Raw genomic sequence first — 12,469 nt, forward strand, 5'->3', positions numbered from 1 at the left:
ATAGGGCGGCCGCGGGAAACGGCATCTTTTGGATGCCGCGGCCTATTGCGGCGCGGTTTGCCGCGGATATTCGAGCTGCATGGCGACGAAATCGGCCGTCGAAGCCCTATAGCGATCGGCAACGGCACGAAGCGTCTCGTCCAGAATGCGTGCCGGCGGCCGGTCGTCGGCCCACGGAACCAGTTGCTGCGTTGGCCAGCCTGCGGCCACCTCTTCTGGAATGAAACGGATGCCGTTGCGGCTCTCGCGTGCCGCCGCCGTCGCAGCGAACGTCACCGCGCGGGACCGATAGGTTCGCGACCACGCATCGGCCACGAGCGCGAGCGACACCTCGTCCATGCCGGGGACGAGTTCGATGCCGAGTGTCTCCCGCTTCCAGAAGGCGAGCGTATTGCCGATGGCCGTCAGCGCGAACGGGCGCGTGAACTTGAAGGCATCGCTGTCGTGGCGCGCGTCCCAGTCCGCAAGACCGAGATCCCGGGCGATGTCCTTCGCCTTGTCCCGGCCGGCAATCGCTTCGATCAAGGCCAGCGACATCGGCATGGAGGCGGTGATCCCCGTCGTCGTCGCCACGCCGCGGTCGACCACGATCCGCCTGTCTGCGACATAACGGACGGTCGGGTGTTCCTTGCGCAGGTCATCGAGAGAATACCAATGGGTCGTCGCCTGCCTGCCGTCGAGCAGTCCCGCTGCGGCGACCACCTTGGCGCCGACGCAGATTCCGACGATGATCGCGCCTTTCTCCGCCTGGCTTCTGATCCATTGCAGTGCCGTGGGATCGTCCTCGCGATGCATCGCCGGGACGATGACATAGTCGGCGCCTTCGGGATATTGCATGTCGAAAGCGGCGATCGTGGCCTGCGGCTCCACCTTGAGGGCGGGAAAAAGCGTCATCGGTCCGGGCTGCGTCGCCAGAGTGATGACGTCCGCGACGCCGGCGCGCCGGAGTATGCCGTAGGGCATGAGGTAGTCCGTGGTTTCGGTGCCGTCATTGATGCCGACGATCGCCACCACCGGACGCTCCCGTTTCGTCGGCTTCAGCGCCGCGATCATCGCGTCGGTTTCTTCCTGCGGGATCGGCTGCGAGGTTGCGCCAGCCTGCCCGGCCGGCAGCGAGGCGATCCAGGTGCCGCCCGCCGCGAGAAGGAGGGCGACGGCGCTCAGCACACCCCAAGTCACATGCCGCCATTTCATCGTCTGCTGCCTCGTTTTCCTGTTCGCGCGACCTTGAAAACAAGACTACAGCTGCTAGGTTCTGTCCGAAATGACATAAATCCGGCAATTCCTGCCATGCATCGCACAGTCGCCATCGTCATCTTTCCCGGCTTCCAGATTCTGGATGTGACCGGTCCGACATCGGTTTTCGAGATCGCGGAACGGTTCCGGCCGGGAGCTTACGATCTGGTGCTGATGGCGCCGGGCGAAGGCGAGATCGAGAGCTCGTCCGGGCTGAAGCTCGCCGCCGGCCCGCTTCGTGACGGCCCTTTCGACACGATCATCGTGTCGGGTGGCGATATCATCCGATCCATGCCGGCGGCATATGAGATTCTCGCCTGGCTGAAGCGCACGAGCGCGCGGCGGACGGCGAGCGTCTGCTCCGGCGCCTATATTCTTGCGGAGGCCGGATTGCTGGACGGTCGCCGCGCCACAACCCATTGGGCGAATTCCGACGACTTTTCCCGTCGTTATCCGAAGATCAGGCTGGATGCCGAGCGTATATTCATCAGGGATGGCGATGTGTGGACGTCGGCGGGCATTTCCGCCGGCATCGATCTGGCGCTCGCGCTGATCGAAGACGACCTCGGCCCGGAAATCGCCCGCCGCACGGCGCAGCAGCTCGTGGTGCATCAACGCCGGCCGGGCGGCCAGTCGCAGTTCTCGGCTCTCGTGGAGCTGGGCGGGCGGACGGGCCGTTTCCTCGACCTGATCGAATGGATGCGCGCAAACCTTGCCGAACCGCTGACCGTCGAGCGGCTTGCCGACCGGGTTGCCATGAGCCCTCGCAACTTCGCTCGGGCTTTTGCGGCGGAAACGGGCACAACACCCGCAAAGGCCGTGGAACGGCTGCGGCTCGAGACTGCCCGGCGCGCCGTCGAGACGAGCCATGCCCCTCTCGAACATATCGCCGAGGCCACCGGCTTCGGCGAACCCGGCCGCATGCGGCGCGCTTTCATCCGCAGTTTCGGTCAGCCGCCCCAGGCCCTGAGGCGGGCAGCCGGCTAAAGGCACGGCGGTGGCCGCGAGAGGTCACCCGTGCCGCAGCAGGTTGGCCTTCATCTGCGCAAGAAGGCTGGTGATCTTGTCCTGCAGCTCGGGCGTGCCCATGATCGTCGGATAGGAGATCGCGACCCCGATGACCTCGCCCGTGCCGGGATCGCGAAAGGCGATGCCTTCCGAGGATACGCCATCGTAGGAATCGTTCGTGGAATGGGAACGCCCCGTCTCGCCGATGATGCGGATGCGCTCCATCAGTTCCGCATGGTTTTGCGGCGCCCGCTTGGTCACGAACGGCAGCTCCGCGGGAACGCGCAGTTTCCATTCCTCCTCGTTCAGCAGCGCCAGCATCGCGCGTCCGTTCGAGGTGGCGTGTGGCCAGGCCCGGTATCCCGGCGTCGAGGTGATGGCGAGCGGGCTTGATCCCCGGATCATGCGCAGCACGACGAGCTGCGGCCCGTCGAATACGGTGATGTAGGCCGTGTGCCCGCCGACGGCGCAGACCTCCTGCAGCTCGGTATTCACCAGATCCAGGAAGTTATGGTTCGAGCGGCAGATCTGCCCAAGCTCGAAGAGGCGGACGCCCGGCGTGTAGAGACGCGTCACGGGATCGAAATCAAGGATTCCGTTTTCGCGCAGAACCTTCATCACGCGTGATGCCGTTGCCTTGGGACAGCCGGTGCGGCGTGCCAGTTCCGCCTGCGACAGGGAAGGCTCGGTCAGCGAGAAGCAACCGAGAATGGAGATCGCATCTTCCAGAGAGCTCATGTTTCGTCCTATGCGCGCAAATCACCTCGCTATAGTTCCATTATTGGAACTTATTGTCAAATATGAAACTACTGCTGGACTCCCTTGGCTTCGCCGCCTATAAAGATGTCAAAACAATTCATGCTTAAAAAAGCGGCGGAACAGGCAGGCATCAGATTCATCCCCTCAGGCGAGGGGAGTGTTTACCCATCCGCATGCCGGGCGCCCAGAACCCGAGATGAATGAGCCACGCGCGCCGTGAGAAGATGACGGCGTCGATCGGGCCGTCGCGCGTCTTCGGCCATCCGTAATGGGGAACATGCGAATGCAAGAGACTTCCAGGAGCTTCCGTGCCGGCGTCGATATCGGTGGCACTTTCACCGACTTCATCCTGTTCGATGAGCAGGCGTCCGCCATCCGGCTGCACAAGTGCCTGACGACTCCGAAAGATCCCTCCCAGGGTGCATTGGGCGGTCTCGGGGAACTGGTCGCCGCCGCCGATATTTCGGTTGCCGACCTCTCCGAGATCGTCCACGGCACGACGCTTGTCACCAATGCCGTCATCGAACGCAAGGGCGCGCCCGTCGGTCTCATCACCACGGAGGGTTTTCGCGACGTCCTGGAGATCGGCACCGAGCAGCGCTACGATATCTACGACCTGTTCCTGACCTTCCCGGACCCGCTGGTCAGCCGCTCGCGCCGCATCGAGATATCCGAGCGCATCGGCGCCGATGGCGGCGTCATCAAGCCGCTCGACGAGATTTCGGTCCTGCGCGCCGCCAGGAAACTGGTGGCCGACCATGTCGAGGCGATCGCCGTTTGCCTGATGCATTCCTATCGCAACCCGGCGCATGAAAGGCGGGTGCGCGAGATCATCAAGCAGCACTATCCGGAAATGTCGGTGTCGATTTCCTCGGAAGTCGTGGCCGAAATCTCCGAATATCCGCGCTTCGTCACCACCTGCGCCAATGCCTATGTGCAGCCGCTGATGGATCGCTACCTGCGCCGTTTCAAACAGGAGTTGAAGGCCCGTGGTTTCACGGGCGCCTTCCGCCTGATGCATTCCGCCGGCGGTCTGGTCTCCGTCGAAGAGGCGCGCGAATTCCCGATCCGCCTGCTCGAATCCGGCCCTGCCGGCGGCGCGCTGGCGACGGCATGGTTCGGCAAGGCGGCCGGCCAGGAAAACGTCATCGCCTTCGACATGGGCGGTACGACGGCCAAGGCCTGCATGATCGAGAACGGCATGGCGCATATCGCCTCCTATCTGGAAGCCGGCCGGGTGCGGCGCTTCAAGAACGGTTCCGGCCTGCCGATCAAGGCGCCGGTCGTCGACATGATCGAGATCGGCGCGGGTGGCGGCTCGATCGCCGCGATCGACGAAGTCGGCCTGCTGCAGGTCGGCCCGCATTCGGCCGGCGCGTCTCCGGGGCCGGCCTGCTACGGCGCCGGCGGTACCAAGCCGACGGTCACCGATGCCAGCGTCGCGCTCGGCTATTACGACCCGGCCTTCTTCCTCGGCGGCCGCATGACGCTCGATCTCGACGCCGCCGAAAAGGCGCTGGAGACGATCGCCGAACCGCTCGACATCTCGACCGTCGAGGCGGCGTGGGGCATCCACCAGGTGGTCGGCGAGAACATGGCGAGCGCCACCCGCATTCACCTCGTCGAGAAGGGCAAGGACCCGCGCGGTTATTCGATGATCGGTTTCGGCGGCGCAGGACCGGCCTTCGCCGCTCGCGTCGCCCGCATCCTGGGCGTTTCGGAAGTCATCATCCCGCAGGCGAGCGGCGCAGCCTCCGCCTTCGGTTTCCTCACCGCGCCGCTCTCTTTCGATCTCGTCCGTTCGCGGCCGATGGAGCTTGCCCCGGATCTTGATACCGCATCCCTGAACGCCGCCTTCGGCGAGTTGGCGGAAGAGGGCAGGGCCAGGCTTCTGGCGGCCGGCGCTAGGGCCGGAGACGTCGTCTTCGAACGCACCGCCGACATGCGTCTCGTTGGCCAACTGCACGAGATCAACGTGCCGGTCCCTGCCGGTGAGCTGGATGCGAATGCCTATGCGATCATCCGCAAGTCCTTCGAAGAGGTCTATGCGGCGCGTTATACCCGTGTGCCGGCGGAAGCCGAGCTGGAAATCCTCTCCTTCCGTCTGCGCGCCAGCGGCGCGACCCCGCAGCTTTCCATCAAGCAGGCGGATATCGCTGCCTCGGGCGACGTCGCGCTCAAGGGAAGCCGCAAGTGCTATTTCGGCGAAGGTTTCGTAGATGCCGGCATCTACGACCGCTACAAGCTGACGTCAGGCATGACGGTCGAAGGCCCGGCGATCATCGAGGAGCGTGAATCGACCACGATCGTGCCGCCCGGAGACGTGCTGACGGTCGATGCCGCCGGCAACCTGCGCATCAGGATCGCCACCGTCGGCAAGGGTATCGAGCTGGTGACGCCGCAGATGACCAAGGCTGAGGCGATCGAGAGGATCGAGTCCGATCCGATCGCGCTCGAAATCATGTGGAGCCGCCTCGTCACCGTGGCGGAGGAAATGTGGCACACCGTCTGCCGCACCGCCTATTCGCTGATCATCTCCGAATCCCAGGATTTCGGCTGCTCGATCCTCGATGCCTCCGGCGAAACGCTGGCGCATTCGGCCCGTGTCATGCCGGTCTTCAATCTCACCCTGCCGATGGTGGTCAAGGCGGCGCTTGAGCGCTACCCGATCGACACGCTGGAGCCGGGCGACGTTCTGGTCTGCAACGACCCCTGGCTCTGCGCCGGCCATCTGTTCGACATCGCGGTCATGACCCCGGTCTTCAAGAACGGCAAGGCCGTTGCCGTCATGGGCACGGTCGGCCATGTCGGCGATATCGGCGGCACCCGCAACGGCATGAAGGCGACCGAAGTCTACGAAGAGGGCCTGCAGATCCCGCCGATGAAGCTCATCAGGGCGGGCGTCGAGAACGAAGACCTCTTCCGGCTGATGGCGGAGAACATCCGCGACTCCCATCAGGTCCTCGGCGATGTCCGCTCGCTGGTGGCCGCCAACGACACCGGCGCACGCCGCATGGTGGCGTTCATGGATGAATACGGCCTGTCCGATCTCCAGGCGCTGGCCGAAGTCGTGCAGTCCCGCTCGGAAAAGGCGATGCGCGACGCGATCCGCGCCATCCCGAACGGCGTCCACACCTCGACCATTTCCTACAATCCGCTCGGCACGCACATGACCGTGCCGGTCAAGGTGACGATCGAGGACGACGAGATCGAGCTCGATTTCGAAGGCGCTCCGCCGGAAGTGCCGCTCGGCGGCATCAACTGCACGCTGAGCTACACGACGGCCCATTCGACCTACCCGCTGAAATGCATGCTGACGCCTTCGGTGCGCGGCAATGCCGGCTGCTACCGGCCGCTGACGGTCAAGGCGCCGAAGGGTTCGGTGATGAACTGCAACAAGCCGGCCCCGGTCAGCCTGCGCACCCGCACCGGCTGGTACACGTCTCCGAACATCTTCCGGGCACTCTCCAAGGCAGCGCCGGAAAAGGTCATCGCCCATACCGGCCTTCCGAGCCTGCTCACCGTCTACGGCAAGACCACGGATGGCAAGATCTTCTACGATCACCTGCTTTCCGGCGGCGGACAGGGCGGCAGCTCGGCCAAGGACGGCAAGTCGTCGGTCCTGTGGCCGACATCCGCGGCGACCTCCTCGATCGAAATGCTCGAAAGCCGCTCGCCCGTCGTAATCCTCGAAAAGGGCTTCGTCCGGGATTCCGGCGGCGCCGGCGAGTTCCGCGGCGGCCTCGGCGCCCGCATCCGGCTCGCCAAGCGCTATGACGACGGCGCTTCCGTCACCGTCTTCGTCTCGCCGGAAGGCGTCAACGCGCCGATCGCCGGCCTGTTCGGCGGTCAGCACGGTCTCCTGTCGCACGGCTACGTCCGCGACGAGGAAGGCAATGTGCTGGAAGACGTCGGAACCGGCGGTCTGTTTGTCGTGGATCGCACCGATCGCGTGGTGGAGCTGCAGCTCGGCGGCGGAGCGGGCTTCGGCGATCCGTCGGCGCGTTCGGTCGAGCTGATCGAGGATGATGTCCGCGAAGACTACATCAGCGCCGATACCGCCGAGAAGACCTACGGCCTCGGCGAACGCAAAAAGGAATTGGCGGCATCCGCCCGCCTTTCACCCGCGGCGAGCCGGTAACCCGGCTCCCTTTCGATCAACAGGGCAATGCAGACAAAAAAAGGGGAATGGACATGCTCACACTGAATAAACGTCAATTTCTGATCGGTGCTGCAGGAATGACCGCTGCCGCAACGCTGCCGCGGCTTGCCAATTCCGCCGGCAAGAAGATCATGGTCCTGGCCAGCACGGTCGATATCCCGAACTTCGACCCGCATGTGGCGACCGGCTATGCGCCGCAATGGCTGTTCCGCAATACCTACGATCCGCTGGTGCGCGTGGTGAACAATCCGCCGGTCCCGGCTCCGGGCCTCGCCAGGAGCTGGAAACTGTCGGACGACGGCATGGTCTACACGTTCGAACTCGACAGCGCCGCGAAGTTCCACGACGGCACGCCGGTGACCGCCAGGGACGTCGAATATTCCTTCGCCCGCCTGCTGCGCCTCGCCAAGGGGCCGGCCTGGATGGTCTCCGGCATCCTCGACCAGAACAGCGTCAAGGTGACCGGCGAGATGACGGTGACGATGACGCTGAAGAAGCCCTTCGCGCCGCTTCTCTCCGTCCTGCCTTGGATGTTCGTCGTCAATTCCAAGGTCGTCGAGGCCAACAAGGGCGCCGATGACGGCCAGGCCTACCTGCTCGCCAACATGGCGGGCTCCGGCGCATTCAAGATGGGCCGCGTCAAGCCGGGCGACCTCTACGAACTCATCCGGGTCGAGGACGACTGGCACAAGGGCGGCAATCTCGACGGTGCGATCTGGAAGATCGTCCGCGAGGCATCGACAGCCCGCCTGATGCTCCAGCGGGGCGAGGTGCATTTCGCGCTCGACATGTTCGCGGAAGACATGGACGCCATCAAGGACATGCCGCATGTCGTGCGCATCATGGAGCCCGACTACCGCACGTTTACGATCAAGATGAACACGGCCAAGGGTCCGCTTGCCGACAAGAATCTCCGCAAGGCGGTCTCCTACGCGTTCAACTACAAGGGCATGCTGGATGCCGCGGGTCCCGCCCAGTTGATGAAGGGTCCGCTGCCGACGGGCATCTTCGGCTACGATCCGGACCTCAAGGGCTACGAGCAGGATCTGGCGAAGGCGAAGGAATATCTTGCCAGGTCGCAATATAAGGATGGCGGCATCACGCTCTCCATGCACCATGCCGCCGGTTATGAGAACCAGCGCCGCTGGTGCCTGATCATGCTGGAATCGCTTAAAAGCCTGAATATCAACCTCGATATCCGCGCCATGACCTGGCCGGACACGGTGGCGATGGCCCGGTCGCCCGACACGATGGTGGATTTCTACTCGATCTTCCAGTCGCCGAACTATGCCGACCCGGACAATACCGCGTTCGCCGCTTACCATTCCTCGCGCAACGGCCAGTGGCAGAACCCGGTCTACAAGAATCCGGACGTCGACAAGTTGATCGAGGATGCCCGCGCCGAAGTCGACAAGGGCAAGCGCGCCGAACTTTACAAGACGTTCCAGGCCGTCGTCGTGGAAGACGCGCCCGACATTTTCGGCATTCTCGAATTGCGCAAGTTTGCAATGCGCGACAACGTGAAGGACTATGTGTTCAGCTCGGTCGCGCCGAACACGCTGGAAATCTGGCCTCTGTCGATCGCCTGACCTCTCGCTACACCCCTTGGCCGTTGGTGGGCTCTCTCAAGGAGCCCACCACTCCGGAGTTTGCGAATGCTGCTTTATATCCTGCGCAGGCTTGTCCTGCTTCTGCCGGTATTGCTCGGCCTGACCCTGCTTCTGTTCATCGTGGCGCGCATCCTGCCCGGTGACCCGGTCGGCCTTGCCGCCGGTCCGAACGCGACCCCCGAGCTGATCGCGCAGATGAAACGCGAACTCGGCATGGATTTGCCCCTGCCGGTTCAATACTGGAACTACCTGACCGGCCTCGTTTCCGGCGACTGGGGAATGTCCGTGTTCACGCGCCGCCCGGTCTTTGCGGATATTCTCGAATACCTTCCGGCCACGCTCGAACTCGTCTTCGCGTCGCTCCTCGTCGCCGTCATCGTCGGCATACCGCTGGGGCTGTTGACTGCTGTCAACAGGAACGGCGCGCTCGACTATGCGACCCGCACGGTGGCGCTCGGCGGCATCGCCATGCCGCGCTTCTTCCTCGGCCTTCTCCTGCAGATGGCGTTCGCCGCCTGGCTCGATATCCTGCCGCTGTCCGGCCGTTATCCGCTGATCGAAAGCCCGCCGGAGCATGTGACGGGCCTTTATACGATCGACGCCGTCATCGCCGGGGATTGGTATGCCTTTCAGATTGCGCTCTCGCATCTGGCGCTGCCGGCGGTCGCCATGGCGCTCTCGCCGCTCGCCACCATCATGAGGATGATGCGCGCCTCGACGATCGAGGTGCTGCAGCAGGATTACATCATGACCGAGCGGGCTCTTGGCCTTTCCAACCGGCTGATCCTCTTCAAATACGTGCTGAAGAACGCCATGACCTCGACGCTGACGGTGATCGGCCTCTATGTCTCCTGGCTGCTCGGCGGCACGGTCCTGGTCGAGACCGTTTTCGACTGGCCGGGTCTCGGGCTCTACGCCACGCAGGCGATCCTGACCCAGGATTTCATGCCGGTGATCGGCGTGACGCTCGTCATCGCCATCATCTATCTTGTCACCATGCTCGTCGTGGACCTCCTTTACGGCGTCTTCAACCCGAAGGTGCGCTACGCATGACCCGGACCGAGCAAATGGCCCCCGTCGCCATTCCGAAGCGCAATCAGTCTGCCCGGCTGGAAAACTGGTCCAGGGCCTTCTACCGGTTCCGCCAGAGCTGGCTTTCGATGATTGGATTGGCGATCGTCATCGCGCTGGTCGTCATCGCCGTCCTCGCGCCCTGGATCGTGCCCCATCCGGAGCATGTCGTCGGCGGAACCAATACGGCTGCGAAATTCCAGCCACCCTCGGCCTCCGCATGGTTCGGCACCAATGCCCTTGGGCAGGACATGTTCTCGCTGGTGCTGGTCGGCTCGCAGGTCTCGTTGTTCTCCGGCCTGGCCGTGGTCTTCATCGCCCTTGTGGTCGGCATGATCGTCGGCGCCATCGCCGGCTATTTCGGCGGCTGGATCGACGAGATCCTGATGCGCCTCACCGACCTTCTGCTCACCATCCCGAGCCTCATCCTCGCCATGGCGGTGGCGGCGGCACTCGGTACAGGCGTCTGGAACATGATCATCGCCATCTCGATCACCTGGTGGCCGGCCTATGCGCGGCTGGTGCGCGGCGAGGTGATCGTCAAGAAGGAAGAGCAGTTCGTCGTGGCCGCCCATGCGCTCGGCGCGAATTGGGTGCGCATCCTCGGCAGGCACATCCTGCCGAACATCGTCTCGCCGGTCGTCATCAAGGCCTCGCTCGACATGGGTTTTGCGATCCTCACCGTCGCCTCGCTCGGTTTCGTCGGCATCGGCGTCAAGCCGCCGACGCCGGAATGGGGAACGCTTCTTTCCGGCGCGCGCAGTTATATGCCCGACTACTGGTGGACGGCGGTCGCTCCCGGCCTTGCGATCTTCCTCGCGGTGCTGGCCTTCAACCTCCTGGGCGACGGGCTGCGCGACGTGCTCGATCCCAGGGCGCGGCGATAGGGGAGGGATGAGATGACGTTACTCGACATCAGGAACCTCAACCTCGCCATGAGGAGCTACGAGGGCGAGACCCATATCCTGCACGGCATCGACCTGAAGATCGGGCGCGGCGAGATCTGGGGCATGGTCGGGGAGACGGGCAGCGGCAAGTCGTTGACGGGCTTGTCCGTCTCGCGGCTCATCCCGTCGCCGCCGGGCCGCTACCTCGCCGGCTCGATCGAGTTTCAGGGCAAGGACGTGCTGAAGGCGACCGACAAGGAGATGCGGGCGCTGCGCGGCCGGCATATCGGCATGATCTTCCAGGACCCGACGACCAACCTCAACCCGGCCTTCCGGATCGGCACGCAGCTTGTCGACGTGGCGCTGCACGCCGGCCATGCGGACCCGTCCGTTCTCGGGCTTCCCGCCGGCGTCTCTCGTGGTGAGCTCAGGAAGGCCGCCCACCGCGTCGCAGTCGAGATGCTGGAAAAGGTCGGAATTCCGAAGGCGGCCGAGCGCATCAACGACTATCCGCACCAGTTTTCCGGGGGCATGCGCCAGCGCGTGCTGATCGCCATGGCGATGATCGGCAAGCCGGACCTGCTGATCGCCGACGAGCCGACGACGGCGCTCGACGTCTCGGTGCAGGCGCAGATCCTCCGGCTGATCCACGACCTCGTCGCCGAGCGGAACATCGGCGTGCTGCTGATCACCCACAATCTCGGCGTCGTGGCGCAGATCTGCACTCATGTGGCGGTCATGTATCGCGGCCGCATTCTCGAAGCAGGAACGGTGGGCGACGTGCTGAAGCGGCCAAGCCACGGTTATACCCAGGCGCTTTTGAACTCCGTGCCGACCGCGCACACCAGGCGCGGCGAGCTGAAGGGCCTGAGCGGCGTGATGCCGGAGACCGCCGCATGACCCTCGACATCCAGAACGTCACCAAGATCTTCCCCGGTCCGCGCCGGGGTTTCTTCGGCCGCGGCGAGAGTTTTACCGCGCTGGACAATGTCAGCCTGTCGATCAGGAAAGGCGCGAGCTTCGGCCTGGTCGGTGAATCCGGCTCCGGCAAGACGACGCTGACGCGCTGCATCCTGCGGCTCGAAACGCTGTCGGCGGGCAATATCCTGTTCGACGGCGCGGACATCCACAAGCTGACGCCGCTGGAGATGCGGCGCCTGAGATCGCGCCTGCAGATCGTCTTCCAGGACCCTTACGCCTCGCTCGACCCGCGCATGACGATCCATGACATCGTCGCCGAACCGCTGGTGATCCATGGCGACGTTGTGAATCTCGATGCCCGCCGGCGCACCGAGCGGGTGCTGGAACTGCTGTTTCAGGTCGGCCTCCGGCCGGAGCACCTGTTCCGTTATCCGCACGAATTCTCCGGCGGCCAGCGCCAGCGCATCGGCATCGCCCGTGCGCTCGCCGTCCGCCCGGAATTCCTGATCCTCGACGAACCCACCTCGGCGCTCGACGTCTCCGTGCAGGCGGATGTGCTGAACCTCCTCCACCGACTGCAGGAAGAACTGGGTCTCACCTATTTCTTCATCAGCCACGACCTCGGCGTCATCCGCTATATCTGCGACGATGTCGCCGTGATCTATCGCGGCCGGCTGGTGGAACAGGGGCCGGTCGCGGAGATATTCGATCATCCGAAGAGCGACTATACGCGCATGCTTCTGGACGCGATGCCGGACCCCGATCCGGATCGTTCGCCGTTCCGCCGGAAGGCTGCCGTCTGAATGCAAGGAAGA

At 64.1% G+C, this 12,469-nt stretch carries 9 protein-coding genes; 7 read left to right on the top strand and 2 right to left on the bottom strand.

Annotation, left to right across the window (positions count from 1 at the left end; all coding sequences use genetic code 11):
- Positions 1 to 42: 42 nt before the first annotated feature.
- Complete coding sequence (locus ACFFP0_RS10665) at positions 43 to 1,194, bottom strand: DJ-1/PfpI family protein (RefSeq protein WP_377260183.1); 1,152 nt, start codon at positions 1,192 to 1,194, stop codon at positions 43 to 45.
- A 96-nt stretch (positions 1,195 to 1,290) separates the two neighbouring features.
- Between ACFFP0_RS10665 and ACFFP0_RS10670 the strand changes: the two genes are divergently transcribed.
- Positions 1,291 to 2,223 (top strand): GlxA family transcriptional regulator, encoded by a 933-nt coding sequence (locus tag ACFFP0_RS10670; protein ID WP_377260185.1) that lies wholly within the window; start codon positions 1,291 to 1,293, stop codon positions 2,221 to 2,223.
- Positions 2,224 to 2,247: 24 nt separating this feature from the next.
- On the opposite strand, the gene ACFFP0_RS10675 is transcribed toward ACFFP0_RS10670, so the two are convergent.
- Positions 2,248 to 2,982: an IclR family transcriptional regulator gene (locus ACFFP0_RS10675; protein WP_377260187.1), complete on the bottom strand. Its 735-nt coding sequence runs from the start codon at positions 2,980 to 2,982 to the stop codon at positions 2,248 to 2,250.
- 304 nt (positions 2,983 to 3,286) lie between these two features.
- Here ACFFP0_RS10675 and ACFFP0_RS10680 point away from each other — a divergent pair, with 304 nt between their 5' ends.
- From ACFFP0_RS10680 to ACFFP0_RS10705, 6 genes are all read left to right on the top strand, one after another.
- Positions 3,287 to 7,144, top strand: coding sequence for a hydantoinase B/oxoprolinase family protein (locus tag ACFFP0_RS10680; protein ID WP_377260189.1), 3,858 nt, complete (start codon positions 3,287 to 3,289; stop codon positions 7,142 to 7,144).
- A 98-nt stretch (positions 7,145 to 7,242) separates the two neighbouring features.
- Positions 7,243 to 8,754, top strand: a complete 1,512-nt coding sequence (locus tag ACFFP0_RS10685) for an ABC transporter substrate-binding protein (protein ID WP_377260191.1) — start codon at positions 7,243 to 7,245, stop codon at positions 8,752 to 8,754.
- 66 nt (positions 8,755 to 8,820) lie between these two features.
- The gene (locus ACFFP0_RS10690) at positions 8,821 to 9,828 is read left to right on the top strand and encodes an ABC transporter permease (protein ID WP_377260193.1); all 1,008 of its coding nucleotides are present in this window, start codon (positions 8,821 to 8,823) and stop codon (positions 9,826 to 9,828) included.
- Entirely contained in the window at positions 9,825 to 10,733 is a 909-nt protein-coding gene (locus ACFFP0_RS10695) for an ABC transporter permease (protein ID WP_377260195.1), read from the top strand. The genes ACFFP0_RS10690 and ACFFP0_RS10695 overlap by 4 nt, the downstream gene beginning before the upstream one ends.
- Positions 10,734 to 10,745: 12 nt before the next feature.
- Entirely contained in the window at positions 10,746 to 11,633 is an 888-nt protein-coding gene (locus tag ACFFP0_RS10700; RefSeq protein WP_377260197.1) for an ABC transporter ATP-binding protein, read from the top strand.
- The gene (locus ACFFP0_RS10705) at positions 11,630 to 12,457 is read left to right on the top strand and encodes an ABC transporter ATP-binding protein (protein ID WP_377260199.1); all 828 of its coding nucleotides are present in this window, start codon (positions 11,630 to 11,632) and stop codon (positions 12,455 to 12,457) included. The genes ACFFP0_RS10700 and ACFFP0_RS10705 overlap by 4 nt, the downstream gene beginning before the upstream one ends.
- The last annotated feature ends 12 nt before the right edge of the window (positions 12,458 to 12,469 follow it).

Source organism: Neorhizobium puerariae (genome assembly GCF_042429745.1).
GTDB lineage: Bacteria > Pseudomonadota > Alphaproteobacteria > Rhizobiales > Rhizobiaceae > Neorhizobium > Neorhizobium puerariae.